Origin of the sequence: Luteimonas endophytica, assembly GCF_029887875.1 — a bacterium.
GTDB lineage: Bacteria > Pseudomonadota > Gammaproteobacteria > Xanthomonadales > Xanthomonadaceae > Luteimonas > Luteimonas endophytica.
Window position 1 is genome coordinate 239,904 of record NZ_JARXRM010000043.1, and the last position, 26,469, is coordinate 266,372.

Annotated in this window: 24 protein-coding genes and 1 pseudogene; 16 read left to right on the plus strand and 9 right to left on the minus strand. The window is 59.7% G+C overall.

What is annotated here, in order from left to right; all coding sequences use genetic code 11:
- Nucleotides 1-65 precede the first annotated feature (65 nt).
- Nucleotides 66-872 carry a hypothetical protein gene (locus QFW77_RS14570; RefSeq protein ID WP_280575497.1) on the plus strand — a complete coding sequence of 269 codons (807 nt, stop codon included), beginning with the start codon at nucleotides 66-68 and terminating at the stop codon, nucleotides 870-872.
- A gap of 31 nt (nucleotides 873-903) precedes the next feature.
- Here the strand turns inward: QFW77_RS14570 and QFW77_RS14575 are convergent, their stop codons facing one another.
- From QFW77_RS14575 to QFW77_RS14595, 5 genes are all read right to left on the minus strand, one after another.
- Complete coding sequence (locus QFW77_RS14575) at nucleotides 904-1,302, minus strand: hypothetical protein (protein WP_280575499.1); 399 nt, start codon at nucleotides 1,300-1,302, stop codon at nucleotides 904-906.
- Nucleotides 1,303-1,454: 152 nt separating this feature from the next.
- The gene (locus QFW77_RS14580; protein WP_280575500.1) at nucleotides 1,455-2,651 is read right to left on the minus strand and encodes an ImmA/IrrE family metallo-endopeptidase; all 1,197 of its coding nucleotides are present in this window, start codon (nucleotides 2,649-2,651) and stop codon (nucleotides 1,455-1,457) included.
- Entirely contained in the window at nucleotides 2,648-4,006 is a 1,359-nt protein-coding gene (locus tag QFW77_RS14585; RefSeq protein WP_280575501.1) for a 7-cyano-7-deazaguanine synthase, read from the minus strand. Before QFW77_RS14585 ends, QFW77_RS14580 begins: the two co-directional genes overlap by 4 nt.
- Entirely contained in the window at nucleotides 3,996-4,595 is a 600-nt protein-coding gene (locus tag QFW77_RS14590) for a hypothetical protein (protein ID WP_280575502.1), read from the minus strand. The genes QFW77_RS14585 and QFW77_RS14590 overlap by 11 nt, the downstream gene beginning before the upstream one ends.
- 122 nt (nucleotides 4,596-4,717) lie before the next feature.
- A complete protein-coding gene (locus QFW77_RS14595; protein ID WP_280575503.1) occupies nucleotides 4,718-6,109 on the minus strand; it encodes a site-specific integrase in 1,392 nt (463 codons plus the stop codon).
- 539 nt (nucleotides 6,110-6,648) lie between these two features.
- Here QFW77_RS14595 and QFW77_RS14600 point away from each other — a divergent pair.
- The 9 genes and pseudogenes from QFW77_RS14600 to QFW77_RS14640 all read left to right on the plus strand — a co-directional run bounded on the left by QFW77_RS14600 (nucleotide 6,649) and on the right by QFW77_RS14640 (nucleotide 17,672).
- Entirely contained in the window at nucleotides 6,649-6,780 is a 132-nt protein-coding gene (locus QFW77_RS14600) for a hypothetical protein (protein ID WP_280575504.1), read from the plus strand.
- A 278-nt stretch (nucleotides 6,781-7,058) separates the two neighbouring features.
- Nucleotides 7,059-7,457, plus strand: a pseudogene (radC, locus tag QFW77_RS14605) (RadC family protein); the annotation flags it as partial.
- Between the two features lie 80 nt (nucleotides 7,458-7,537).
- Nucleotides 7,538-9,079 (plus strand): site-specific DNA-methyltransferase, encoded by a 1,542-nt coding sequence (locus QFW77_RS14610; protein WP_280575506.1) that lies wholly within the window; start codon nucleotides 7,538-7,540, stop codon nucleotides 9,077-9,079.
- A 2-nt stretch (nucleotides 9,080-9,081) separates the two neighbouring features.
- Complete coding sequence (locus tag QFW77_RS14615) at nucleotides 9,082-11,727, plus strand: DEAD/DEAH box helicase (protein WP_280575507.1); 2,646 nt, start codon at nucleotides 9,082-9,084, stop codon at nucleotides 11,725-11,727.
- Between the two features lie 21 nt (nucleotides 11,728-11,748).
- Nucleotides 11,749-13,545: an ATP-dependent nuclease gene (locus QFW77_RS14620; protein ID WP_280575508.1), complete on the plus strand. Its 1,797-nt coding sequence runs from the start codon at nucleotides 11,749-11,751 to the stop codon at nucleotides 13,543-13,545.
- A 364-nt stretch (nucleotides 13,546-13,909) separates the two neighbouring features.
- On the plus strand, nucleotides 13,910-15,217 hold the full coding sequence (locus QFW77_RS14625; RefSeq protein WP_280575509.1) for a S8 family serine peptidase: 1,308 nt from the start codon (nucleotides 13,910-13,912) through the stop codon (nucleotides 15,215-15,217).
- Nucleotides 15,218-15,279: 62 nt separating this feature from the next.
- On the plus strand, nucleotides 15,280-16,272 hold the full coding sequence (locus QFW77_RS14630; RefSeq protein WP_280575511.1) for a hypothetical protein: 993 nt from the start codon (nucleotides 15,280-15,282) through the stop codon (nucleotides 16,270-16,272).
- 12 nt (nucleotides 16,273-16,284) lie between these two features.
- Nucleotides 16,285-16,461, plus strand: coding sequence for a JAB domain-containing protein (locus QFW77_RS14635; RefSeq protein ID WP_280575512.1), 177 nt, complete (start codon nucleotides 16,285-16,287; stop codon nucleotides 16,459-16,461).
- A gap of 158 nt (nucleotides 16,462-16,619) precedes the next feature.
- Nucleotides 16,620-17,672 (plus strand): hypothetical protein, encoded by a 1,053-nt coding sequence (locus QFW77_RS14640; protein ID WP_280575513.1) that lies wholly within the window; start codon nucleotides 16,620-16,622, stop codon nucleotides 17,670-17,672.
- Between the two features lie 305 nt (nucleotides 17,673-17,977).
- Here QFW77_RS14640 and QFW77_RS14645 read toward each other — a convergent pair whose 3' ends face one another.
- Entirely contained in the window at nucleotides 17,978-18,367 is a 390-nt protein-coding gene (locus tag QFW77_RS14645) for a helix-turn-helix domain-containing protein (RefSeq protein ID WP_331487962.1), read from the minus strand.
- 59 nt (nucleotides 18,368-18,426) lie between these two features.
- Here QFW77_RS14645 and QFW77_RS14650 point away from each other — a divergent pair, with 59 nt between their 5' ends.
- Genes QFW77_RS14650 through QFW77_RS14660 form a run of 3 tightly spaced genes read left to right on the plus strand, consistent with a single transcriptional unit; the run spans nucleotide 18,427 to nucleotide 19,734 of the window.
- Nucleotides 18,427-18,882, plus strand: a complete 456-nt coding sequence (locus tag QFW77_RS14650) for a hypothetical protein (protein WP_280575515.1) — start codon at nucleotides 18,427-18,429, stop codon at nucleotides 18,880-18,882.
- A gap of 13 nt (nucleotides 18,883-18,895) precedes the next feature.
- Nucleotides 18,896-19,198, plus strand: a complete 303-nt coding sequence (locus QFW77_RS14655) for a hypothetical protein (protein ID WP_280575516.1) — start codon at nucleotides 18,896-18,898, stop codon at nucleotides 19,196-19,198.
- 26 nt (nucleotides 19,199-19,224) lie between these two features.
- A complete protein-coding gene (locus QFW77_RS14660) occupies nucleotides 19,225-19,734 on the plus strand; it encodes a hypothetical protein (protein ID WP_280575518.1) in 510 nt (169 codons plus the stop codon).
- Nucleotides 19,735-19,738: 4 nt separating this feature from the next.
- Here QFW77_RS14660 and traD read toward each other — a convergent pair whose 3' ends face one another.
- Nucleotides 19,739-20,065 (minus strand): conjugal transfer protein TraD, encoded by a 327-nt coding sequence (gene traD / locus QFW77_RS14665; protein WP_280575519.1) that lies wholly within the window; start codon nucleotides 20,063-20,065, stop codon nucleotides 19,739-19,741.
- A 275-nt stretch (nucleotides 20,066-20,340) separates the two neighbouring features.
- On the opposite strand from traD, the gene QFW77_RS14670 reads away from it, so the two are divergent.
- Nucleotides 20,341-21,960 carry a MobA/MobL family protein gene (locus QFW77_RS14670; RefSeq protein WP_280575520.1) on the plus strand — a complete coding sequence of 540 codons (1,620 nt, stop codon included), beginning with the start codon at nucleotides 20,341-20,343 and terminating at the stop codon, nucleotides 21,958-21,960.
- A gap of 76 nt (nucleotides 21,961-22,036) precedes the next feature.
- Here QFW77_RS14670 and QFW77_RS14675 read toward each other — a convergent pair whose 3' ends face one another.
- The gene (locus QFW77_RS14675; RefSeq protein ID WP_280575521.1) at nucleotides 22,037-22,345 is read right to left on the minus strand and encodes a hypothetical protein; all 309 of its coding nucleotides are present in this window, start codon (nucleotides 22,343-22,345) and stop codon (nucleotides 22,037-22,039) included.
- Nucleotides 22,346-22,689: 344 nt separating this feature from the next.
- On the opposite strand from QFW77_RS14675, the gene QFW77_RS14680 reads away from it, so the two are divergent.
- On the plus strand, nucleotides 22,690-23,913 hold the full coding sequence (locus QFW77_RS14680; RefSeq protein WP_280575522.1) for a hypothetical protein: 1,224 nt from the start codon (nucleotides 22,690-22,692) through the stop codon (nucleotides 23,911-23,913).
- A 566-nt stretch (nucleotides 23,914-24,479) separates the two neighbouring features.
- Here the strand turns inward: QFW77_RS14680 and QFW77_RS14685 are convergent.
- Complete coding sequence (locus QFW77_RS14685; protein WP_280575523.1) at nucleotides 24,480-25,388, minus strand: LysR family transcriptional regulator; 909 nt, start codon at nucleotides 25,386-25,388, stop codon at nucleotides 24,480-24,482.
- 93 nt (nucleotides 25,389-25,481) lie between these two features.
- On the opposite strand from QFW77_RS14685, the gene QFW77_RS14690 reads away from it, so the two are divergent.
- Nucleotides 25,482-26,357: an acetolactate decarboxylase gene (locus tag QFW77_RS14690; RefSeq protein WP_280575525.1), complete on the plus strand. Its 876-nt coding sequence runs from the start codon at nucleotides 25,482-25,484 to the stop codon at nucleotides 26,355-26,357.
- Nucleotides 26,358-26,469: the final 112 nt, after the last annotated feature.

The following is a 26,469-nucleotide window of genomic DNA, read 5'->3' on the forward strand; positions in this document are numbered from 1 at the left end:
GGCGGGGTTTTGATGGCGTGATTTCAGGTTGATCCGCGACGCTCTTGGACGATGGTGGATGCGAGATGAGCAAGGTCAACTACCGGCAGCTGGCGCGCCAATCTCTTGAGCGAGCACAAAGCTTGCTTGCCGAGGATGACGACGACGTGCTGCGATACGCGGCCCTGGAACTCCGGCTGTGTATGGAAGCGCTGACATACGATCGCGCCCAGGCTTACAAGAAGGAAATTCCACCAGAGGAGTGGGGAAAGTGGCAGCCCAGGCAGGTCATGAAGCTTCTATTGGAGATTGATCCCGACGCCGATCGAAACTACTCGTTGCATGTCGGAGAAGAGCCTTACCCGGGCGGCCAACCCGAGCGGATGCATGCGATGGGTGCTGAGACTGTATTTGGTCTTTCTGATCTAAAGCAGTCCTATGATGCCGTTGGCTCGATACTTCACATGCCGACAATGCTGCAGATGGAGGCCGGAAAGAATCACAGCACCGAGAAGATGAGGGCTCGATGCAACGACTCGGCTGCTGCTTTGGCAAAAGCGCTGTCATCGCCCATATGGAACTTTACTGTTGGCGAGTTCGCAAGCTGCGACTGTGCTGAGTGCGGTGCACGTGTGCGGCGGAGAATGCCACGAGAGTTTTATCAGCTCCGCGCGAAATGCTTTCACTGCAAGGCGGAGTATGACGTCATCCTTCAAGAAAACCGCGAGGTCACGTTCAAACCAAGAGTGTGCGACCTTTCTTGTCCAACTGTGGGCTGTGAAGCGCGCTTTGTGCTCTGGGAGCACCAGGTGAGAGCTGGCGCACGTTGGCAGTGCAAGAAATGTGAGAAGCCTTATGGGATCATGCTTGGCATCGCGCCGGTGACCGACTAACGACAAAGCTGGCCAGAGTGAAGAGCATGCCTCAAGTGTTCTTTGCAGCTGCCAAGTGGCGCCTCCACCAAGCCAAATGCTGACTGTTTTTGTGGGGCGTGAACCTTGCAAGTTCAGATATGCGCGCAACTATGCCCGGCAACTGATGTAGACGGTCGTCGTCGTTCCCAGCCCATAACAGCAAGATCTCGGGGGTAGAAAGGATCTTGACCGTCAATCCGAGATCTCGAGCGGCGCGATGGACAACAGCATCGTCACTGCAGAAACAACAACCTCTCAATGCGGCCAGAACCAGACCCTCAGCTTCGCCATCGTCCAGAAGTGCTGCCGACCTGATGAGCATCTCGGCCTCGTCGTCCGAGTCGATCGTGAGTTCCTTCAAGGGATAGTGGAGCTTCAGATGTGCTGCGTCGATGGTGCGACTGGCCACCGATCCGTCTCGACCATACGCCCTGACATACCTGGCTTCAGCTAGCGCCCGTGCTCCTATGCACCACTCATCGCCGAAATGGTGCAAGTTGTGGATGCCGTCCCACCCGCAATAGAGGTTGATGAGCGTGCAGCAGTCTAGAACACGCTGCGTCATTCCGTGGTGCGTGCTCGTTCGAGCACCGAGTCGCTCAAGCGCAGGCTGATTTCTTCCAGCGCCTCTCCGCATTCAACTACGGAGCTGGAGCGCTTTGCAGCAAGCTCTCGGGCCTCTATCGGGGAGCGCCCCACCAGCGACGCGAATTGACTCGTGCTGATCACTTCAGAAGTCCATGCCTGGATGGCAAGTAGAATATACCGCTCAGGGTAGGTTTCAAGTTCTTCGACCTTGACCCCCTCCGCAATGCCAGCTTCGCGCTTGATGTCGCTGACTTTCACTCCAGATGATTTTAGAAGGTTCCAGGTTCCCTTGCGGACCAAGCCGAGCGCTTCGAGTCGCAGCGTCATAGCCATCATAGACACGCCATAGAAATCAGCAATGCGGCAGACATCTCCAACATTGACGTCCCCGGCACGGGCCATCGCGTCGTCAAACTGACGTTTGACGCCAGCTTCGGGCATAAGGAAGCAAGCAGCGAAGGCATCCGCAAAGCGCTCGCTAGTTGGCTTGCGGACTGGGCCCTGCAAGTAATCAATCCCGGGCTTGTCGCGGTCGTGCAGGAAATGCCCAAATTCGTGAGCGACCGTCCAGCGCATCCTCTCCCTTGGGTGCTTGCGGTTCACTAGGATGCAGTATCCAAATCCTTCGACAAAGGAATACAGCCCTGCGAGTTTTGAATCCAGAGAGTCTACGATCACATGGACGCCGACCTCATCTAACGTCTTGCGTAGGTTCCCTATGGGTTCTCTCTCGCCAAGCCCAAGTCGGTTGCGGGCATCCTGAGCAGCATGCGCTGCAAGTCGGTCCACGGGCATCTGTGACTTCGCAGTTTCGGGAATGGATACATCTATCTGCCGCGCGTTAGTTTTCTCCAAGAGGAATTGGTAGTCGTCGACGAACTTCGTAAGCTTGTTGATCGCCTCATCCACGGATGCGTTTGGGTGCTTAGCAATCTCCGCTCTCAAGTGCGGTGAGATCCTTGGCGGCGCCGATTGTTGGCGAACAAGATGATTGACTGTGGTCTTGAACAAGCTAGCAAGAGCAATGAGCTCTCTCGGCTTGACCTCCCGATCGCCCTTCTCGATGGCAATGTAGGTCGGTCGGCTCATCTCTAGCTTTCGTGCAGCATCTTCTTGCGAGACACCAGCTGCCTTTCGTGCGGAGATCAATCTTTCAATGACGGCGTTCACGCTGCGACCTTCAGGGCAGTGGAAGAGCCCGGGACAATGGGACTGGATTGAGGGAGCTCGCCGTAGACGGCCAGGACTTCCTTGGCGTGTTGGCGACACAAGTCGGCAATCCGGCCAATCTGAAGTTCGTCAATTCCAGAGAGTGCACAATGGTCCTTCAGGCGGCGAAGCGTTCTAGCATCGCCAGCCTGCCATGCTTTGGCGTTGTCTAGGTAAGAGCGCATGTAGTCGTCCTTCAAGGGATCTTGAGAGCGCCACAGCCGTTCATAGCTGTATCTGGTGAGATCATTTGCACCAGAAAAAGAGAAGGCTTGGTGTCGCTCAAGGCAAGCAGGGCACTTCCCACAATGGCTGACGCCGGCTTCACGCCAGGAGGTGTGAACGCAAGAGTGGGAGAGCTGGGCAATCGTTTCGAGAGCTGGGTCCCTCGCCAAGCGCGCCACCATCTCCGCTTTCGTGCGCCACAAGAACGGCAAGTTAAAGCGAATATCGGCCTCCAACGCGTCCGACACCAGGTGAGACATCTTCCGAAGAAATCCGGGATGAGCCCCTCGCGTGGAGAAACGCCCAGACAGTGCGCCAGAACTCAAGGGAAGATTGATCGCCCCCTGTCCGTTCTCATAGATGTCGATTTCGTTGATATCGAAAGCTAAGCAGAAAACTGCAGCTGATGAGCAGAACAAGAAGCCACGGGCACGCTGCGATGACTCCTGTTTACGCATGCGACCAGGGATCTGAAGATTGACCCTGAAGTAGGCGTGATACAGCGGACCGCTTCCCGGCAAAGCTCTCATAATTGACCGCACTTGTCGGTTGCAGCGTCTCCGGATGCTCGCTTGGTGGCCAACCGTAAGCAGCATTAGATCGCGCTGCCCGGCCAGAAGCTGATTGGCCAAGCCCGCGGCCGAGTCGAGGCCACCACTGTATAGAGCTAGGCGCGAGGGCGTAGGAGCGTTCTGGAAAGCTATTCGCGACTGATGGGCTGAACGTCGCGGCCTTTGATGATGAGCGAACTCGATGATCCAGTTATCCCCGGTTAGCTCGTGCAATACATCCACGATCCGCTCGATGACTACCGGCTGGCGCCAATAGTCCCAGTCGGCCACGTGGAAGCAAATCGAGAAGGTTCTAATTCCAGCCTCGTTTGCCAGCGTTTCCTTGCGCTTAGAGATCCTGTCTAGCGTGTAGACCCCAGAGGCGATACAGAGCAGATCGACTGATCGGCTACTCACATGGTCCATGAGTTCCAGCAACATCGCTTGGGCGGTGATCTGCAGACGTTGCGATACTGGGCCCGTCACGTCCAAGTAGCCGTCCGCATAGCGAACATGGATGGTTTCAGAGCTAGCGTGCATGAGTCGGATCTCGTTGCGGCGCTGCTACCGACAGGTTGGTAACCTGACGAGGCGTGAGCTTGGGCCGTAGGGGGATGCGGCGCTTGTAGGGCTGGATTGGCCCATCGCGCAGCGAAGCTTCAATGATGTTGCGCAAAGGCTCCCGATAGATCCTGAAAGCTTCGGCTGCCTCGTCTCGAAGCTGCTGCCGCATCTCGAAGGAACGGAAGCGATCATACTGGCCCGCACGAAGGTCGAGCTGGTCGATTAGACGATCGATAATTCGCGTGGCGGCCGCATCTGCGACCGCGGCCACTCCGCGCCCGCCGGCCAGCTTGCAAGCAGCCTCGACTACTTGAGCCAGCCCCTTCTCGGTGAACTGCGAAAGCACTACCTGAGCCTTAGAGGGCGACTCGAGCACCGGCTTCAGTAGCAGAGCCAAGGACGGACCGCGACGAAGGACGCCAGGCAGCTTTTCACATACGCCTTCTAGGTCCTCGCACGCGACAGAGACGATGTCGCTGGAGGTGCACGCCGGATCGTCGAGCGCATCCCTGGTCTGCTGCCAGCGCCTGGGGTGCCCAAGATCTAGATATTCGTTCTCAGCCATGTCGCCTCCTCTATGCCATCTAGGTTAGGGGCAGGGAGGCGGCAATGTCAAGTCATTGACTTGTTATTATGTAAAAATGTAAAACAACGAACACAAGTCATTGATTCATATAGAGCGATAGTCTACGGATACACCTTCGCCCCCGGAGTTAGCCGCGGGGCGAACTGCCCCCGCCGGTAGACCGGCAGCTCGACTGCAGGCTTGTAGTGCGCGAGCGCTTTGGCCTGGCGCAGACGCACCGCGTTGGGCTTGTGGTGGTAGTAGGTGTCTTGCAGCACTGGGACCCTCTTGCTCACAGAGTGCCCGGTGATCAATGCCACCTCTTCTGCAGGGACGCCCTGGTTGTCGAGATCGGTGGCCAACGTGTGCCGGAACGCATGGAACGCCACGCCCTTAGGGAAACCAAGATCCTTCAAGTAGGCGCCGAACTGGTTGAGCAGTCCCTGGCTGTAGCGGGCATTCGACTCTCCAGTTGTGCGGTTCACGCCCGCAGACAGGTGTGGGAACAGGCGCGGATGGCCGAACTCCTGCATGTCGGCGAGGAAGTCCAGTAGGCCAGCGTCGAGCACCGGCTGCGGGATGGGGATCTTCCGGACCGCCGACTTGCCTTTCAGCCGCTGGCGACTCTTCTCGCCGTTACTTTGGGCTAGATCTTCGTCCACCGTCTTGCGGATAGCCAGGCACCACACGCCACGCTCTTCCAGGATGTCTGCGACCTTCAGCTGTGCGATCTCATTGATGCGCGCACCCGTATACAGGCCCAGGATAGGAGCCCACCAGCGGTGCGGGAACTTGATGGCCCAAGGCACAAAGACTTCCGGGTTGAAGATGCGCTGTAGATCTTCATCGCTGAACAAGCGCTCGGGCTTGTTGGGGTCTTCGACCAGATCACGCTTCATAGCGCCGAATGCATCCATGGGCGAAAAGCCGATGACTCGAAGCTTGACCAGCTTGTTGAAGAAGGTCGTCAGGAACCGATGGTGGAGCTCGAAGGTAGCGCGTGCCGGACAGGCAACACGAGCCCTCTTGCCGAGTGCAATGATCTGCTCTGCTGTCATGCCTTGGTAGGTAGCATCGGAGGTCAAATTGGGCGGTGCCCAGCGCAGGAGATCCCACAAAGTGGTGACGTGCTTGTGGTCGATCCTCGAAACGGGAATGTCGCCACAGGCCATCGTAAGGATCTGCAGGGTGCGTCCAGCCGCCTTGATGGTATGTGGCTGTAGCCTGCGACGCTGCATGTCGGCAAGGTAATCGGCGACCTCGACCGACAGCAGGCGCGCTGGAGACCCTATGGGCAGCGGGTGGGGATGGCGGGTGCCGTCTTTGCGATCTCGGCGGCGCTGCGCTCGATCGACCAGGACGTGGATTGTCTCTTGTAGGTTAATGGCCGCCTCTCGCCCCGTGACCTCGACGTCCTGGATCTCGATTGGTCCAATTCGCATTCGTCCAAGACGTAGGGCCCCGAAGGGCTGGTCAATATAGCGCTCTAAATCGGTGGTGGTCTTGCGGTTCATCTGTTTTCTCCTGGCTGGCAACTACAACTTTGATAGGCCAGCTCGAGAAACCGTCAACCGCGAAAATGACTGCCAAAGGCAGGTAAAGCGTTGCCTTAGGCGTTGGGTTTGGAGCGGTCAAAAGGAGGCGGTTTTGACCGACTAGTTATGCGCGAGACCCGCGGGCAAGTAACTGTCATACAAAGAAAATGTCATCCGCGGCGTCTGTATGTTCAAGTAATATCCTATAGTGTTTATTAGTCATTTTCTGGATGTCTAGGCATCGCAGAATATCGCGGAAAGTTTCTTTCTGATCTGGAATGCGCGTCACATTATAATGCGCGCATCTTCGGACCTCTTAGGCGTTGAAAGCGGGTCGACCCGATCTTGAATGTGCGATCGAAGGAAGCCCGATGAGCCCGGCAGTCGCCCGACGGCTGGCTCACGGGGTTTGACCGGGCACAAACGGCAGGGAGGTGTGAACCGCCAAACTTGGATGCTCCTCCTTGATTGCCCCGGAAATAGAGGGACTAAGGCGGAGCGAGGAACCCGTCGAGATCATGCTTGAAGAGATGGCCTGCTTCTTCAGCGCGGGCGACACCCGCAAGATCATCCGGTTCCTCGCCGCGGACCCTCAAGACCATGAGTTGCTCGGCCACTGGCGCTGCTTTCGTCGGCAGTCTGCGAAGTAGATCCCGGGTGTCGTTTTGGCCAATCACTCCCATCGCTCCAGGCGCTTTCTTGTGGGCCACTGTGGCGGGCCTAGCCCGGTTGCAAACCCGTTGGGTTCCTCCACGGTGTTTCGGCCTGCGGTGCATCCGTGCCCAGGCGGCCCGCCCATCTGCTCCCACAAGCGCCAAGTCGGCGCGACGGGAGAAGCAAGATGGCAAACGAGAAGACCACCCTGGCGCACTACAAGCTCAAGAGGACTTGCACCGAGGAAGACATCCTTCGAGTAGCCGAGGAAATCTTGGCCAAGCGCTTCGAACGGGGAGATGCACTAACGGATCCGGCAGCAGCGGGCCGCATCATGAAGATGCGCCTGGCAGGCCAACAGCATGAGGTCTTCTCCGTCGCGTTCCTGGACACGCGCCACCGCATCATTGCCATCGAGGACTTGTTCCGGGGCACGGTAGATGGGTGTGAGGTTCATCCGCGTGAGGTCGTCAAGGCAGCACTCCGCTACAATTCCGCGGCTGTCATCCTGGCCCACAACCACCCTTCTGGCAGCACTGAACCGAGTCAGGCAGACCGTGCTGTGACAGCCCGCCTGAAGGCCAGCCTGGCGCTGGTAAACATCCGTCTCCTTGACCATTTCATCGTTGGCGACGGTGCCCCGCTCTCCATGGCTGCCAGGGGCTGGGTCTAACCCAGCCCTTTATTTCGGTTCCAGTCTCACCAAATGGGACCGTCTGCGGCATACTTGAGACTGATTGAAGGGGGTATGCGATGCCGTGGTTGGAGTGGCTGGATCGCCAGCAAGATGTCCAGGAAACAAGTACTGTCCCGTATCGATTGCTGGAGCCGGTGGCGAAGCTAGGCTATGGGGATCCGGAGTCGGAAAATCTGCTGATAGAAGGCGACAGTCTGGCGGCGCTGAAGGCGCTGCTGCCCTATTACGGTGGGTCGGTCAAATGCATCTTCATTGACCCGCCATACAACACCAAAAGCGCGTTTGAGCACTATGACGACAACTTGGAGCATGCCAAGTGGCTGTCGATGATGTATCCGCGCCTCATCTATCTTCGTGATCTGCTACGTCACGACGGATCGCTATGGGTAACGCTCGATGATCGTGAGGCGCACTACTTCAAGGTAGTTGCAGATGAAGTTCTCGGTCGAAAGAACTTCGTCGCTAATGCCATTTGGGAGAAGTCCGACAGTCCCAAGATGGACTCTACCTTGTTCTCATCTCGCCATGATCATCTGTTCGTTTATGCACGCGATATTGATCGCCTGAAGCTTCATCGCGTTCAAGACCCCAATGCCCTGGCCCACTACAAGCAGGTGGACGACCAAGGGCGGCGCTACTACACCAAGCCACTGCGAGCGATGGGGAGTGGAGAAGACACTCGCGAGGCGCGTCCGAGCATGTTTTTCAAACTCACTGCTCCGGACGGAACGGAGGTGTGGCCCATGAAGCCAGACGGTAGTGAAGGCCGTTGGCGGTGGGGGCCCAAGAAGGTGGAGCAGGAGAAGGATCGCATTGATTGGGTCAAAGGAAGGAATGGCTGGACCGCCAACTACAGGATCTATGCCGATACCAGCCAAGGCCGCCCACCCGAAACGATATTCCCGCACGGTTTGGTTGGATCCAATCGCACCGCCAAAGCGGAAGTAAAGGCGATCTTTGGTGAGGAGACGACCTTCACGACACCAAAGCCGGAGGGATTGATCAGGCACATTCTGGAATTGGCTACGGATCCCGGCGACTTGGTGTTGGATAGCTTTTTGGGTTCGGGCACGACTGCTGCCGTGGCTCACAAGATGGGGCGCCGCTGGATCGGTATCGAACTTGGAGAACATGCGCAGACGCTCTGTTGTCCGAGATTGAAAGCCGTGGTCGATGGGGAGCAAGGAGGTATTTCCAAGTCCGTCAAGTGGACCGGAGGCGGTGGCTTCCACTTCTACCGCCTGGGCCCTACCGTGTTCGACGTGGACAACCAGATCCGCCAGGACATTCCTTATGCGCACCTGGCAGCCCACGTTTGGTTCATCGAGACAGGCGAGCCTCGGAGGTCACGGGAAAAGGATGAAACCCCATTGCTTGGCATCCATGAAGGCACTGCTTACTACCTGCTTTACAACGGGATCTTGGGCGACAAGCGCGTTGACGGCGGCAATGTGCTGACGCTCCGGTTGCTGTCCGAAATACCAGCCCATGAAGGACCCAAGGTGGTCTACGGTGAGGCCACGCGCCTGTCCGAGGAACGTCTTGCTTCCCTCGGCGTGGTGTTCAAGCAGATCCCCTATGAACTGAAAGCGACCTGATCATGAAACTCAAGGATTACCAGAAGGGAGCAATCAAGTCGCTGCGGACCTACCTGGAGCGCACCCAAGAAGAAGGCCCCTCGCTGGCCTTCAACCGTGTGGCGGATCATGCGGCCGACTACCGCCCCATTCTGGACGATCAGGAGCGGCCGGTGCCGTCACTGGAGTCGGTGCCCTATGTCTGCCTGCGCATCCCCACTGGGGGAGGCAAGACAATCCTGGGCGCCCACATCATCAAGACGGTGGCCGAAGCATGGCTGGCTCGTGAGTATCCGCTGGTGCTTTGGCTGGTGCCCACCAAGCAGATCAAGAACCAGACCCTGGAAGCATTTAGCAACCCGCGCCACCCCTACCGGCAGGAACTGGATGACAAATTCGGCGTGGGGAAGGTGCAGATCTTCGACATCGCCGACAACGGCATGATCCGGCCGCAGGATATCGCCGACAACCTGTGCCTGATCATTGGCACCATGGCATCGGCCAGGGTGGCTGATACCGAAATTCGGGACTTCTACGCTGACAAGGAGGACCTGGAGCCGCACTTTATAAAGCTGCCGACAATCGAGGGCCTGGAGCAGAAGGAGGGCAAGAACCGGGCCAAGTTCTCGTTTGCCAATCTGTTGCGCATTCACCGGCCGCTGGTCATCACTGACGAGGCGCACAACGCGAACACGGCGCTGTCCTACCAAGTTTACGAGCGACTGTCCCCCAGCGCCATTATCGAGCTGACGGCTACTCCAGAAATGGACAGCAGCAACGTCTTGGTCAGCGTGTCGGCCAGCGTCCTGAAAGCTGAGCAGATGATCAAGCTGCCCGTCGTGCTCAAGGAGCACATCGATGGCTGGGAAGAGTGCTTGCAAAGCTCCTTGCAGCGTCGGACCTACCTGGAAACGCTGGCGCCTGGAGAGGCGCCGGACTATCTGCGCCCGATCCTGCTGATCCAGGCCGAGAACAAGGACAAGATCGCGACGGTGGAAGTAGTTCACAAGCATCTGGTGGACAACGAGAAGGTCTCCGAAGACCAGATCGTGGTGGCCACCGGCGATCAGCGGGGCCTGGATGATGTGGACTTGTTCGATCCCGATTGCCCTGTGCGCATCATCATCACTAAGGATGCGTTGAAGGAGGGCTGGGACTGTTCGTTTGCCTACGTGCTCTGCTCGCTGACACAGCAGCGGTCTGGCACCGCCATCATGCAGTTGCTGGGCCGGGTGCTGCGCATGCCCTATGCGCGCGAGCGTAATGATCCAGAGTTGAACCGGGCCTATGCTCATGTAGTCAGTCCTTCGTTCGGCGTGGCCGCTCAGGAACTGACCGACGACCTTGAGGCCATGGGCTTCAATCCGGTGGAGGCGGCCGGAGGCATCGTTCGCGAGTTGCCATTGAAGGGTGGCACCACCGCGCTTGAGCCGCAGAAGTTGACCCTGGAGCTGCCCAAAGCGCCGAACCTGACCACGATCCCCGCGGGCGATCGGGGCAAGGTGGAAGTCCAGCCCAAAGCTGGCACTGACAAGTTCGTGATCACCATCGTCGGGCAGATCGACACGGCCACCCAAGACGCCATTGTCGAGACCTTACCAAAACGCCAGCAGCATGAGGCGAAGAAGCGGCTGGTCCATCACAATGTCCGCGCCAGTGCACTGCGCGAAACGCCTGCGCAACGGCAGGAGAAGTTCCGCGTCCCCCGCTTGATGTTCAAACAGGGAACGTTGGTGCTGGAAGCCAGTGCCGACATTCTGCTCGACCATAGTGGATGGTCGATTCTCAATCATCCCGCTGACCTGTCGTCGTTCCGCTATGTCGACCAGTCGCGCACCTTCCTGGTTGACGTTGACGAGGAAGAGGTGAAGTGGGAGCGGGACCCCGACGCCCAGGAGCGTTTTGCCCTAGGCATGGCAGCAGAGTGGACCGATAAGGAGCTGGTGGCGTTCCTCGACCGCCGCGTGCGTCAGCCCGACATCCTTCAGCCCCAGTTGGTTGAATGGATCCGCAGGGCCGTCCAAGGTCTGTTTGATCGCGGCTTTGATCTGGCGCAACTGGTGCGCGCCAAGTTCGTGATCGCCAGGAAGCTCGCCGAGCAGATCAAGAAGGCGCGAACGGCTGCAAGCGAAAAGAACTACCAGACCACGCTGTTTGCTACCGATGCACCAGTGCTGGCCGACTTCGACCACGCCTATACCTTCGATCCCAACGCTTATCCCTCCAGCAAGCCTTGCGTTGCCAACTATAAGTGGAAGAAGCACTACTACGCAGTGCCTGGAGACCTCCCGCACAAACGTGCCAGTGGCCAATTGGCCGAAGAGTTTCTTTGTGCCCTAGCCTTGGACAACATTGAAGAGATCGATTTCTGGGTGCGCAACATCAAGCATCACTCGCAATTCCGCCTGCCCACCGCGACCGGCTGGACCTATCCGGACTTCGTTGCCCGTCTCAAGGATGGACGACTGCTTGTCGTCGAATACAAGGGTGGGGACCGGGTCTCCAATGACGACAGCAAGTCCAAGGCCCAGATGGGGCATCTCTGGCAGGGCGCCTCCGATGGCCAGGGCATCTACTTGATGGCCGTGGCCCAGGATGAAGCGGGGCGCAGCGTGGAAGAGCAGATCAGGGATGCGATCGCTGGCAAGGTGGGTGGCAAGCCTGCTTGATGAACATGGGGGACGTAGGGGATGACCGTCTACTTTTCACAGTTGGAAGTGACGAACTACAGGTCGTGTCAGTCAACAACACTCCAGCTGACGCCGTTCACCGCGCTAGTCGGTTTGAACAACTGCGGTAAGAGCAATTGCCTAACCGCACTGCAATGGCTGGTCCGCCGAGCAAAGCTGGGCGTAGGCGACTTCAACGATCCAGACCAGGAAGTTCAAGTCATTGGCGAACTCAATGACATTGACGACCATGATCTTGAGACGCTGTCCCAGGCCAATCGCAACAAGATCTCTCCCCATGTCCGCGATGGAATGCTGCGCATCCGACGGACACAAGCGGTCCCCGGGGGTGACTCGTCACTGACGGTTTTCGATCCAGACCTGGGGGATTGGGTGCCGAACCCTACCGGGATTGACAACGCAGTTACAGCGCTGTTCCCGGACCCCATACGCATTGGGGCGATGGAGAACGCTGAGGAGGACGCAAGTAAAGCCAAGACCTCCACCACCATCGGAAAGCTGCTGTCATCGATGCTCACTGCCATCCAGGAGCGTCACGAGGACGATCTTGCACCCCATTTGGGAGCGATATTGGGGAAGCTTTCAGCAGAAGGGGGCGAAAGGTTCGATGAGTTAGGCCGGATTGATGAATCTATCAATCACAAGATTTCCGACCTATTTCCTGGTATCCATATCAAACTCGATTTTCCTGTTCCCGCGTTCAACGACCTGATCAAGTCCGGGACGGTCAAGGTCTACGAAGGAGAGGGGGCTGGACGATCATTCGGTTTTTACGGACATGGTGCCCAGCGAGCCATCCAGATGGCCATGGTTCGCCATCTTGCGGACCTGAAGCGTGGGGAGGCAGTCGCGGGTGGTGCTACCCTTCTGCTGGTCGATGAGCCAGAGCTGTTCATGCATCCGTTCGCCGTCGAGCAGGTCAGAGAGGCTCTTCGCTCGCTATCGAGTGCCGGATACCAAGTCATCTTCTCCACGCATTCTGCGCAGATGGTGCTAGCCAGAGATGCCGAAAACGCCTTGTTAATGACCAAGCGTCCTGGCGAAGGAACCAAGGCGCGACCTCGGCTCCAGCATGTGGTGAAGCAGTTGGTTGAGGATGGCACCCACCAGCTGCATCACATCTTCAGTCTCACCAATTCTGCACAGGTGCTTTTCGCAGATCGTGTGGTGTTGGCAGAAGGCAGGACGGAGAGCCGGCTCCTACCGGAGATTTTCAGGGCCCTTGCCGGCAAGACGCTTGGTCAAGCATCAATCGCAGTTGTCGCGCTCGGAGGTGTTTCCAACACCAAGAAATCAATGGACATCCTTGAGGCGCTTGGGCTACCTGCGGTAGCCATTGTGGATCTAGATTTTGCGTTCAATCATGCCGCCGAGTATGGGCTTATTGAAAGGGGCGATCCCGATATCGCTGCATGCAAGGCGGTGCTTGCAAGATTGGGAGAGGAAGGGCGTATTACCTTGAACCCGCAGTCCCAGCTACCGACATCCAAGAGGGCTGTGGTTTCTGCTTCGGAGGCCTACGCAATCATGGCAGCGGATGCAGAGGCCATCCCCCATGTTGCGGGACTGGTTCGTAAGCTTAAGCAGCAGCGCGTATGGTTGTGGAGCCGGGGCGCGATAGAGGCTCATTTGGGAATTACAGCAAAGGATGAATCCGCGTGGATGGACCTGCAGGTGCGAATGGCGCGCGACGGCATTGATGTCGCTTGTGCAGATGCAGAAGGTGTTCGGTCGCTTGTCCAATGGCTGATCGAAGCTGAGGTTGCCGGCGACAACGTATACGATGACCTCGTATAACCCAAGGATGCACGCTTCGCGTTTCTGGCCCATCACCGGTTCGGCTGGTTGTCGGAAGTGCAGCCAGTCCACGCCCGTGTCCGCCATTGTGCAGATGGCTATGAAGAGGCAGTGGGTGCTGAGGAATGAGAGCAAGTGAACGAGCGCCGTGTTGAGCTACGTTACGGCCATCGATCACGTCCCCCTGGTCGCCGGATACGGGTGACCTGAGCCTTGGGCTGCCTCGATCACGCAGATATGCAAACCGCCGGACAATAGCCCGTGGCCGCTAGCAGAGCGGAGCTGCGTTGTAGATCGAAAAGCCGGCGGATCCCGGGCCTGGCTCAAAGTCATTGCCCTAGCACGCCCCAGGAGAGAAGGGACGATGTCCAGTGCTAACCAGGATCCCCGCCACGATCTTCGCCACGCACAAAAGATAGTGGTGAGGGTCTCTCCTCAAATGAAGGCAGCAGCCTTCTTGCTCAACAGCAAGACCGCAAGCCCCATCGCGCCATGGAACCTAGAAGCCTACCTGCCGAGCGCACATACGCTAGGTCTGATGCAAGACAACGGAGAAAAAAGGATCTCTTCAGCTCAGTCTAGGTTGACTCGATACTACAGTGTAGATGTTCCATCAGAGGTAGATATAGAAGAGGCATTGTTAGCTCTTGAAGCTCTACCTGAGGTTGAAACAGCTTACATAGCTCCAGGTCCTCATGACCCGCCGGCCGTGCCCGCGGACGATCCGCTTAGTAGTAGACAGCGCTACTTGAATCCAGCGAAGATCGGGATCGATGCCCATTTCGCGTGGTCCATGACAAACGGCGCGGGAGTCGGCTTCGTGGATCTAGAACAAGGATGGATCTTGGATCACGAGGATCTGGAGAAAAGCAGCATCGAGACAATATCGGGGTTGAACCACACGTTCCACGGCCACGGAACTGCTGTTCTTGGGCAGATCTGCGCCACGGACAATGACCGCGGATGTATTGGGATTGCGCCAGGCTGCAAGACACGTGTTGTATCGGAGTGGCGAGATCATAAAGGAAACTTCAACACTGCGGACGCTATTGCAAGCGCAACAGCGTCGATGCAGTCAGGAGACGTCCTGCTTATCGAGGCGCAAACCGACTACGGGCCTTTCATCAACGTTCCAGTCGAGGTTTATGACGCCGCATTCGATGCTATTCGGGCTGCGTCTGACGCCGGGGTCATTGTGGTGGAGGCGGCAGGCAACGGTGGTATCGACCTGGACAAGATCACCAACAAGAGGGGACAGCACCCTCTAAGCAAGGGGGCGGCCGGTTTCCGCGACTCCGGCGCGATACTCGTTGGAGCAGCCTCCTCATCCATGCCGCGCCGCCGCAGTAGTTTCAGTAACTACGGAAGCCGCGTTGATTGCTTCGGCTGGGGTGACAGCGTCGTAACTTGCGGCGATGGTTGGCTAGGTAGGAGCAGAACAGAATACACGGCAGTCTTCAATGGAACATCGGCGGCATCTCCACTTGTCGCGGGTGCCGCATTGCTTGTTCAGGCATGGTCGAAAGCAGCTAGAGGGGTCTTGATCGCCCCATATGACATGCGTGCTTTGTTGAGCAACGCCAAATTAAACACATCCACGGATCGACCAGCCGTGGACCGGGTGGGCGTCATGCCGGACTTGCAGCGAATATTGGATGAGCTGAAGAAGTAGGCATACCAGAGTCGATTGTGGTCCTCATAACGCATTACTAACTTTGACAACGAGGATAGGAGATGAACCGGTCAACAATTTCACTTGCATGTGCCACAGCCATTCAAGTTTTCGTCGTTGGCGCTGCAAACGCTGGCCCACAAGAAGAGCCTATGAGTGTTCCCTTTACAGTTCTTCGAGTGCAGGAGTTCAAGGAATACTCCGAGGTTGAGCTCGTCGGTGTAGAAGGAACAGCTTTTGAGCAGGCAGTTCAGGCAACCTGCACTTCCGCTCGCCCCCCTGCTGCCCCCTTGGTCACAGCCTTAGGGGGCGTCGTAGTTAATTGGCTCTTCTCAAGAGTATCCAGCGGGATCAGCAAGAGGCTAAAGAAGCGTATTGAAGAGCACACCGCCAGCTACAGCACACCACCAATCTACCATCCGGTCCGTTCCAGCAACGTCGGAAACTCGCAGCAAATCACGCCGGGGAGTGGAGAAGAGCCTGGAATGTTCCCGCAGACATGTGTGGTTATGCAACGGATAGAGTGCAAGTCTTATGTCGACAAAATCGGGCGCCCTCATGCAGAGTGTATTCCGGGCACAGAGGAAGACGGGTTCACGGCAGCGATCGTGATGCGGGACGAGTCTACGCACCTCCGCGTGCTTCCGGTTGCTACGCACCTAGGGCAGCGTAAAGCAAGACACCATAGCGGCGATTACGTTGTATCCACGACCTTTCGTATTCAAGCCATCAGCTACCAGGATGGAGAGGGGTCGCTATGGCTGTCACCGGAAACGAAGGCCTTTTCCCATGTTTGCATGATTGAAAGGAACGCGCCGACTGACGCGAACTGCTCGATGAACTTTCCGATCACGAATACGCAATGGGCGGAAGCGTCGGTTTTGCCTATGCCGCCCCGGACCGTCCGAGCCCTGGTCTTCTCGGTAGGAGAGGTCGGTGAGCCCTCACGTGGCTTGAAAGGCTTTGCGGAGTTCATGGAGAGCAGCGGCAGCGATATGTCGGAGGCCTTGAGCGAAGCATTCCAGTTGAAAATTGGGTTGAAAGACGACGAGTAGCAGCCGCACGGCGTGGTCTGCCTCTCACGGCCTTTCACAACACCCTTCGGGCAATCTGGTGCCATCGGCAGCCGGCCCGGCGGTTACCGCCTGAAGCAAGCACTCGACCTCGTAGACATTCGCGTTCTCGATCACATCGTCATCAGCGCGGAAGGCTTCACCAGCATGGCATCGCGAGGCTGGGTCTAATGGCCCAGCTTTACCGCCACAGTGCCGCCGCGGAGCTTTTCGCTCCGCGGTGGGCCTCCAGCCCGATCGGATGGTGGCGCTACCCGTAGGGACGGGAGCAGTCTAGCGGCCGTCGTCAGTGGTCCGACTAACACTATTGAACGGGTTAGGATTGCGCCATGGACGACGATTACTGGAAGCGTCAGCTGGAGGAGATGGAGCGGCTTGCCCGCTTGGTTGACCCCTTGCGTGAGTTCAAGTCCCTCCAAAGCCCACTGCTGCAGGCCAACGAGGAACTCGCGGCCCTGTGCCGGGATCCCCTAGAGGACTTCCGGGCTCAGGTAAAGGCGCTTGCGGATCCGCTCCAGCAAGTGCCTGCATGGCTGAAGGATGAGCATGATCAAGACGCGCTCGCTAAGCAGATAAGAGCGGTCGCTGGTGCGCTTAAACCCTTTGAGGATCAGGTCAACGTTGCACACCTACGGGACCCGCTCGGCGAGCAAGTCAAGGCGCTACTCGAACCTTTCAGTGGTGCCCAGGCGTGGCTCAAGGCATTTCAGTCCGAGGAAGATGAACGCCTGCGACGGTGGTCTACGACGTTCGAGGACATCGCCAGGCAACTACGGGGTCTGCCGGATGAGGCCCGAGCCCATCTGGCAGTCCTCATGGACCAGGGCTGGTGTCTAGATCCCGAGATGCCTCACACCTGGGGACGTGACCTGGCCGCAGCATTCCACGAGGGCGAGGAACAACAGGCAGAGCAATGGCTGATCGACTACTTCGAGAGTCGTTTGGAGGAGATCGAACAAACCCTGGTCGCAAGGCATCCTACGCGCCGCGCAATCATTGCAGATGCGTTCCAGGCGCACCGCGAGGGCCGCTATTCCTTGAGCATTCCGGCGCTACTGGCCCAGGCCGATGGCGTGATTCACGACCGACATCCCCAGCGGCAACTGTTCTCGAGGAACCGCGATGTCAACCTGGTGGAGGTGTTGTCGAAGCTACCCGAGGAAGATATGCGCGCCATTTTCGTGGCCGCGTTCTATGTCGATATCTCGCTGACCCGCAGAACGAAGCTGTTGCCGCCTGGGTTCCATGGCCTGAACCGCCACGCGGTCCTCCATGGCATCGATCCGAACTACGGGACAGAGATCAATAGCCTGCGGGCAGTGTCGATCCTGAACCTGGCTTCCTATCTGGTATCCGAGGAAGTCGATGGCCCTGCCAATTGAACTGGGTGATCGTCCGAACGACAAACGCCGCCGTGATCCCGGACACCCCTACGGGGGAAATTCCTACATGCGCCGCCTAGATGCTCCGATGGAGCTGTCGTTCGCCGATCGGCACTCTAAGTCCGTCGCCTAGCCAGACACCCAAGCAGCACAATCAGATCGGGACAACGCCATCGACAGGATGTCTGAGGCGCCGTGAAGGGGGTCCGGGGACTAACAGCCCCCCTGGGCGACCAAGGGCCCTTCCGGGGCCCTTGTCATATCTGCCCTGCGGCGGGGCCGGGGCCGGGCCGGGGACCTCTGCGCTACTTGGCTGCCTTCGACGCGAGTCGCTTGAGCAGTGCGAGGGCCTCTCGCTGCTTGCGCGGGCTCAGCTCAGAGATGACCAGGATGGCTTCGGCGACCACATCGGAGCTCGCCACGAAGTAGGCCGCCGGAAGGTCCAGCAGCTTTGCGAGCTTCTCGATGGTTGCCAAGTCCGGTTTGTGCATACCACGTTCGTAGCGACTGATCCTGGGCGCCGCCGTGCTCGAGTCAGGGTCGTCGGGCTCCAGCAGGCGCTGGCCAAGCTGGGCCTGGGTCCACCCCTTTGCGAGGCGGGCCGCACGCAGGCGGCGGCCAAGGGTGCTGGAGGCGGGAAGGGCAGCGGGCATCCGGGAGACACAAGACGTTGACTCCCGAGAGTTTGCCCGCATAAGCTTAGCGCGTCATTTGCGTTGAACGCAAATAGGCCTTGGCTGACTAGGAGGGGGATATGAGACGAAGGATCAGTGTGCTTGCAGCGGGTCTGCTGCTGGCAGGACACGTGCATGCCGGCGACTTGCTGTCATGCCAGATCCAGGAAAGCGGGGTCGAGGGCACAGCGTTCGCCTGGAGCTACGCCCATGGCGTGGCAGAGGGGCCCTACGTCATCGAGACTTCAATCGGCACGCTCGACAGCATCGAGGGCCCGGAATTCAGCTCGGTTCCCACCCTGGACGGCGAGCCTATCGTCCCGCCGCCCGAGCTTGGCGGTCAGATCCGCTTCGGGAAGGTCTACGAGCTCGAGGACCGGGTTGCGTTGGCCTACCTGGTCGAGCGCGAGCGTGACTCCTCGGCCACGCCCAGTGAGCTGGTCTTCTTGTTGAACAAGGACCGGACCGTTTCCGACATCGATCTCCAGCCCGGTAGCGCCGAGCCGGTGGTCGGTCATTGCAACCTGATCCAGTGAACCGAGGAACCCCATGAAGACGATGCTATTGGCCGCAATGGCGGCACTGCTGTTGGCGGGCTGCGCGGGCGGCCCTGGAAAGGGAGAAGTGGAGGAGGCAGTTCGCGCCTTCGTCGAGCAAACCGGTGGCAACACAAAACTCGAAGAACTCGAGGTGGGCGAATGCAAGGAAGCGTCGGGTCGCGCTGGCTACGCGTGCTCGGTGACCGGCAGGGCAACCATCAGGATGGCTGGCCACAGCCAAGCCACAGCTCTCGTAGGCACCTTCGTGCTCGAAGAGATCGGTGGGCAATGGAAAGTGACCGGGCGGCTTTAACGGTTCGCGGCGAACAAGGAGAGAACATGGAAGCAAAGAACGTCGTGCGTATTGCCCTCACTGTGATAATGCTGGTTCTGTGGTTCCAGACCGACGGCGTTTTTTCCGTCCTCCTGGGAGCGGCCTTTGTGCTCGCCACGGCATTGATCTGGCTGGGGCCAGTGGGTCTTGGCTACTCCGGGGCGGGCGCAGACCCGAAGCACAAGTTCGAACCAGGTTTCGAGCCTGAGTTCGTGCACGAGCACATCGCCCTGGACACCAAGCAGAACCGGCTTTGGATCCGCGATCGCGAAGGCAAAGAGGCCTACTTGAAGCCAGAGGATATCGCGTCTTTCCGAACCAACTCGGACTTCGGAAAGGCTGCCTATCGTCAGCGCATCGAGGTCGAGATCACCGATCTGGAGAAGCCGGTTCGGCACGTGATGTTCCAGCGGCACGATGACCGCTGGCGTTGGAACAGTGAGCGCAACACCCAGGAAGTTAACGAGTGGGCTGCGCGCATCAAGGCCTGGGCGGGGATGCGGACGATCCGCTGATCGGCTATGAGGGCCGTCTCGCACCCTCCGCTGCTCCTGCAGCCAGGTGTGCATCACCCCGGGCCATCGCCTCGGCTCGGCTGCCGGTGTCCCGATACGTGGACCGGTAGTCGAGCAGGGCAGCCACGATTTCGCCGTTGGCTAGATCCTGGCATCCCGCATCGATGACGAGCTGCCCCAGCTCCCCACGTCTGCGCATCTGGCGCTTGCGCTGTGCTTCGCGTTCTCGCGACTGCGCCCGCTGCTGGTTGAGTAGATCTCGCGCTTTGAGCTGCGCCAGACGTGTCGTTGCGCGCTCAATTTGCTGGTGCAGATGTTGCGTGTTTTCCATTGCTCTCTCCGGTGTGTGGGATAGCTCCATGCAAGCAAAGAATGAGAGCGCGTCAAGGGCAAATCTTGCCGTCCGTGGCAACGTCTAGGGCAACTGCAATAGTGCAATAGCGCACTTAGGCATTGCCCTTCGGACAACGCGTGCGCAAAGGGGCAAGCCCCCTTGGACCCGACGCTGCGCGTCCACAGCAAATTCAAAACTGCAACGCAGATCGGCTTGCCAAGTTCGCGATCCGCTTCATAAAGGAAGGATCTCCCGCAAAAAGGAACAACGCGATGGCGATCTACCACACTCGAGTCAAGACCTTCTCTCGCTCGCAAGGGCACGCATCCACCGCAGCAGCCGCCTATCGGGCCGGCCTGCTGATCGTCGATGCCCGCACTGGTCTCAAGCACGACTACCGCCGCCGTGGCGGTGTCGTGGAGACCCGCTGCATCGCGCCGGACGAAGCGCCCGACTGGGCCTTCGATCCGTGTGAGCTGTGGCCGGCCGCTGAGGCTTCGGAGAAGCGTAAGGACGCTACGGTGGCACGCGAATTCGAGATTGCGCTGCCCCACGAGCTAACCGACGATGAGCGTTCCGCGCTCACCGCCGATATCGCCCGAGCGTTGGTGGAGCGCTACCGCTTCGCGATCCAGGCAAGCATCCACGAGCCCCAGACCCCAGATGGGCTGAACTACCACGCCCACCTGCTGGCCACGACAAGGCGGGTCGGCGACGCAGGGCTGGCCGACAAGACCCGCGAGCTCGACGGCGGGCCGTCGGGCCGCGGAGAGGTGGAGTGGATCCGCGAGATGGTGGCTAAGACGATCAACTCGCACTTGGCCGCCGCGCAGATCCAGGCGCGGGTCGACCATCGGAGTCTGGAAGCACAGGCAGCAGAGGCTGCCGATCTGGGGGATGAGGCGACCGCCTTGGCTCTGTCACGCGAGCCGACGGAGCACATCGGCAAAGACGCTACCGCCTTGCATCGCCGGGGCGTGGAGAGCGAGCGCGTCCAAGCCAATGAGGCAATCACTGCGGACAACGAGGCTCAATGGAAGGAAGCCCTGGCGCAGCTAGAAGGCGAGGGGAGGCTGCAGCCAGTCTCGGCAGGGCATAGTCAGGAGCAGGCCAGGAGAGAGCGGGGCGTCAAACCTGGAGTGGTCCTGGATCTATCTCCGGTCCACGGCCAGGGGCAGATCCGAGTGGTCAGGGGCTTGAGCCGCGGCGCGTTGACCCCTTCTGGGAGCAGGCGATCAGAGAGAGAACGCCAGGGTGCCAGTCGTAACCTGCTGGCGGAAGCCATCCAGCTGTGGAAAGAAGACTTCATGGCCAAGGTCGGGGTGACCTTCAAGGCGACCTCGCAGCTGCTCCAGCATGGCGCCGAGCGCCTGTCGGCATTCGCACATGTCCCCAAGTTCCGGTCCGACCTGGGGGAGCTGGTGAAGAGGCTCAAGCGGCTGCGGCACGACGCCGAGCGGTTCACGCGTCGCCGTGCCGCGGAAGAGCGAGCTCAGCATCTGCTTAGCCAAGCAGAGCGTGCCCTAGAACAATTTGAGGCGGATCATCCGAAGCCGGGGCTTTGGTCCCGGGCTGAATGGTCTAAACGGCGAGCACGTCGCCTGCGAACAGTGCAGACCCGGCGGGACGCCCACCGTCGTGCCCGGCACGCCACGGGACCCGAGGCACAAGAGGGCTACAACGTTCAAGCCAAGGCCAGCGCGGAGCAACTGGAGGCCTGGAGCCAGAGCATGCTGATCCGCTATCCGGTGCCTGCGGACACAATGCCTGCAGGCAAGGCAGCCAGCGCCGAGCCAGCTGTGAGCACCGAGGACCAGCCGGAAGTATCGACTTCAGGTGTGCCGGCTAAGCCGGCGAGCGTCGAGTCGTCGAGCAGCCTGCGTCCCAAATGACGATGCCCCGCTTTCGCGAGGCATCGATCGTGGTCCCCCCCTGGCACCACGCAGTGCAGATGTGGATCAAATGAAGCTAGTGAAGGGTTGGGCCTCGGCTAGGCTTGCTCTGGCTGCCAGCGCGCCTGGCTTCCAGGATTTGCTGCAGTGGCAGCTGCTCGCGCTGGATGACCTTTTCGCGGGTGCGAGTGATCGGGCGGGGCTGGAGCGTATGGTCGCGTGTTGGCGGTGCATCGCCCTTGCTGCGGCGAATTAGTTCGTCGGCAACTTCCAGTGAGTGGTCGATGTCGTCGAGACGATCCAGGAGTTTTCGGTTACGGTCCTGGGAAACGATGCCGCTCAGTAGACGGCTGGCAATATCAAGCTTCAGATCTTGTTGCTGCATGGTCGCGCTCCTCACGCTGTTGGGGGAGCCCCCATCCAAGCAGCATTTGCGTTTAACGCAAGTGGACCGATGTCTCAATTCTGAATAGGAACGACTGCTTCAGGAGTAGCCGATTCGCCACAAGTCGTCCCTCACGGCTAGCGGAGTGAAGCGCTTGCTCTCTACATTGGTGGGGCTCCGAGGCGAGCTCGCAAGGGTTGCGCGCCTACCGGGCTCTTGGAGCCGAACGCGGCTTATGCTGCGGCCGCAGGAGCAGCAGGCTCGACGAACAAGAAGGCTGGGCTCTCGTCGTTGACACGAGCTTCTTCCAAGTCAAGAATTTGAAGTGAATGGGGGGAGCGTAAATGGCAGAAGACGACGACAAGAACGAGCCGAAGCAGAAGGCAAGCTTGAAGGAATTCCTCGTGCGCCTGAGTGCGCCGTTCTCGTTGGTCACGGTAGGGCTTGGGGAGATCACGGCTCGACGCATGACGCTGGGGAGGCGAGCAGTCTTTGAAACGAGGGCTCCTCACCCAGACGGGATTACCGATATTGACCTAGTTCGTATTTACGCGGGATGCGTGGCCGCTCGACCATCTGAAGATCCCGATGATATTTCGCCGCCGCTGACGGAGGAGGAGGTTGAATGTCTCACGGATGACGATCTGAGGCTCTTTGCGAGCGACTATCTGCACCATATCTTTGAGGTTCGTTCGGATAAAGATCCTGTTGCTATGCTCGCCGCATTAATTCGAAAAGAGCACAAGGAGTGGAGTGATAGCTCAAAGCGTTTGAAAGACAGCGTCGCCACTACGATGGCACGCGCTGGCGCCACTACTGAAATTATGAAGAACTGGCCGGGGCTGTCTAGTTCTGTAAGTGATGTCGGCTCTTTGAAAGAGCGGATAGATAAGATGTTTGGTTCGAGCTTGGCCGGCTATGAAGCGGTAGGAAAGACTTTGAGAAAGCTTCAGGAGGAGCAAAACAGCTCCGTCTTTCAGAGGCTTACAAGGGACAGCTTTTCTGTCCTTGATAAGTTCAACTCAGATCTGGCTTCTGAGTCGGTGATAAAAGGTATCGAGCCCACCCAATCGAGATACGAGAATCTTCATCTGCCGCGATTGAGCGACACGCCTCAGGGGCGCACTGCACTTTCAACAGAGAAAATGGAAGCAGCCGTAGGGCGAATGGAAGATGGGATGGGGTTGGTCGTTGCACATGCTGGCGAGATGTCGGATGTCACTGCGAAGTTGCTACAAACGCTTAGAAATGAGGCGGTCGAAAGTCAGAAGCATGCGCGCAGGGCAATCGGATTAGCGATGTTGACTCTCGCGGTGTCTGCTGTGGCGCTGGTGTTTACTGCTTGGTATGCGGTGATCGGCTATGGTGCCGACCGCAGCGAGGCAGGAGCAGACGAAAGTGCTACGGCGTCTATCATTGAGGCTTTGGGCGAACAAAACGCGCTCTTGCGAGCTATGCACCAGGAGCAAAGTGCCGCCAACAAGCTCGCTTCAGATCGAGCGGATCAGCAAGCAAAAGTCAGTGCTGAGAGGGAAGTTCCACCCCCTAAGGTTGCGGACGGCCAGTAGCGAAGCGGCGCGTTTGGATTGCCGGCTGGAGGATGGCTAGCTCGAGCAGGCCCAAGGTCATGGAGTCGCAGCAGCGAATCTTGTTTGCAGCTTGGTGGCAACTCGACGGTCTGCCCTACGTTGCCGTAGCTCTGGAGTAGCTCCGGGTTGAGTCTAGAGCCCACTAGTGGCTTAAAAGCCCGCATTTTTTTGATACACACAAGAACTGCTTCATCAGCGGGGTGTGCTCGGTCGACTTCGCTTGCGACATAACTCTCTGATCTTAGGGAACAAGTTCGCGATTTTTGCGGCGGAGGACGGACGCCGGCGGCGGGCTTCGCCCGGGTGAAGTCCGTGGAGATCGAACTGGCTCGGGTGGCTGGGGCAGCAGTCGTTGCCGCGCGACGGCGCGCCATGAAGCAGGATTGTAGCCAAGGCGCCGGCGAATCTCCGGGCACCCTACGGCGCGACGCTGTCGCGACGTGGGGCGTGAGGGGATGCGCAAGGAAGCGATGCGCCGGCGCGGCTGCGGGTGGCCGAGCGAGGGATTCCGAGCGGCCGGCGGGCCGCCTGGGCAACGTCGCTCTTCATCTTCCGAGCCGCTCGCGCAGCAGGTCGATGGTCGCCCGCACGCGCGGCATGCGCTCGGCGCCCGACACCCAGAGCAGCTGCACCTCGGGCTGCGTGACCGTCCAGCCGGTCATCACCTCGACCAGGTTTCCGGCGGCGATGGCGTCCCCGGCGACGAAGTCGGCCAGCAGGGCGACACCGCTTCCTGCGAGTGCCGCCTCCAGCAACGCGTCGGCGTTGTTCGCGCGCAGCACCGGACGCACGCGGACCACCCGTCGCTGGCGCTGGCGCTCGAACGTCCACAGCTCTCCCGAACGCAACCCGTGCAACGCCAGGCACCGATGCTCCTTCAGGTCCTCCGGGCGCTCCAGTGCCGGGGCATCGGCCAGGTAGCGCGCCGATGCGACGAGGAAGCGGCGGATCGGCCGCAGGCTGGTCGCCGACAGGCCCGAATCGGCCGGCACGCCGATGCGCAGGGCGATGTCGGTGCGTGTCGCGACCAGGTCCGCATAGCCGTCGTCGAAGGTGACGTCGAGGCGCAGACGGGGGTATTTCGACAACAGCCCGGGAAGCAGCGGGGCCACGCAACGGCGCCCATAGGTCGTGGGCAGGTGCAGGCGGACCAGGCCGGCGGGTTCGGCCCGGTGCCCGAGGAGCTCCGCGTTCACCGCCGCCAGTGCCGTCTCCAGCCGCTCGCAGTGGCTCAGAAGCGATTCGCCAAGCGGCGTCAGCGTCATGCGCCTGGTCGAGCGGAGGAAGACGCGGCCGCCGACGCGCGACTCCAGCGACGCGATGCGGCGGCTGAGCACGGACGGCGAGCAGCCGACCTCACGCGATGCGCGGGCGAAATTGAGGAACCGGGCGGCCGTGACGAATCCCGCCAGCTCGCGCAGATGGGTCGGTGTCAGCGCGCCCAATTCGTTCATTTTCTGCAGGAAAGAAGTTCGCTGGCGCCGGATTATCGCTCGGCTGACGGCTGTTAGGGTGCCTGCTCCTCCGCAAGCCTGGTCTCCAGATCCATGCATCGATCCCTCGGAGCTTTCGTTCTTGGCCTGGCGTGCGCCTCGGCCGCGGCTGTGGCGTACGCGTCCGGCGCGCCGCATGTCGCGGCGCCGGCATCGGCGCCGGGCGGCGACGGATGCAGCCGCGCGTACTGTCCCGGGGACGCGGTGTTCCAGGCGGTGCCGTTGCAGGGCTTGCTGGCTGGCGTGCTGGAGAGTCCCATCGCCTTCGGCTCGGTGCTGGAACATGGCGACTTCGGCCTGGGTGGCCTGAGCCCCCTGGACGGGGAAGCCATCGTGCTGGACGGAGAGGCCTACCACGCGCGGCTGGACGGCAGCCTGCGCACCATCGACCCCGGGGAGCGCGCCTCGGTGCTGTGGGTCAAGCGCTTCCGGCCCGACCGCCGGCTGGTGCTGGGCTCCATCGGCGGCTTCGATGCGTTGGCGGCGGCGCTGGACGCCGGGACAGGGTCGCCCAATCGCATCCACGCGATCCGGGTGGACGGGACCTTCGAGCGCGTCCGCCTGCGCAGCGTGCCGCGGCAATCGCCCCCCTACGTGCCGGTTGCTGAGGTGGTGAAGTCGCAGCGGGTGTTCACGCTCGAAAAGGTCGAAGGCACCCTGGTCGGCTTCCGGTTTCCCGCCTGGGCCGCAGGCGTCAACGCCCCCGGCTATCACTTCCATTTCGTCGACGCGGGCAGGCGCGCCGGCGGCCACCTCCTCGACCTCCGGGCCACCGGCTTGACGGCGAGAGTCGATACGACCAGGGCGCTGACGGTGATCACGCCGGACCACGTCCTGTTCGACGATGCGACCCTGGACGCGCCGACCGATGAGAACGCCTACCGGCGTGCGCTGCGCCCCGGGCACGGTGGATCGGGAGCGACGCCGTGATCCGAGCAGCCCCGTCGCGACTCGCCTGCGCCGGCACGCCCTGGTCTGCCTTGGCTGGCCGGCGCAGGGCCTACGGCAGGGAGCGGTGACCACATCCACGCCATCCACCATG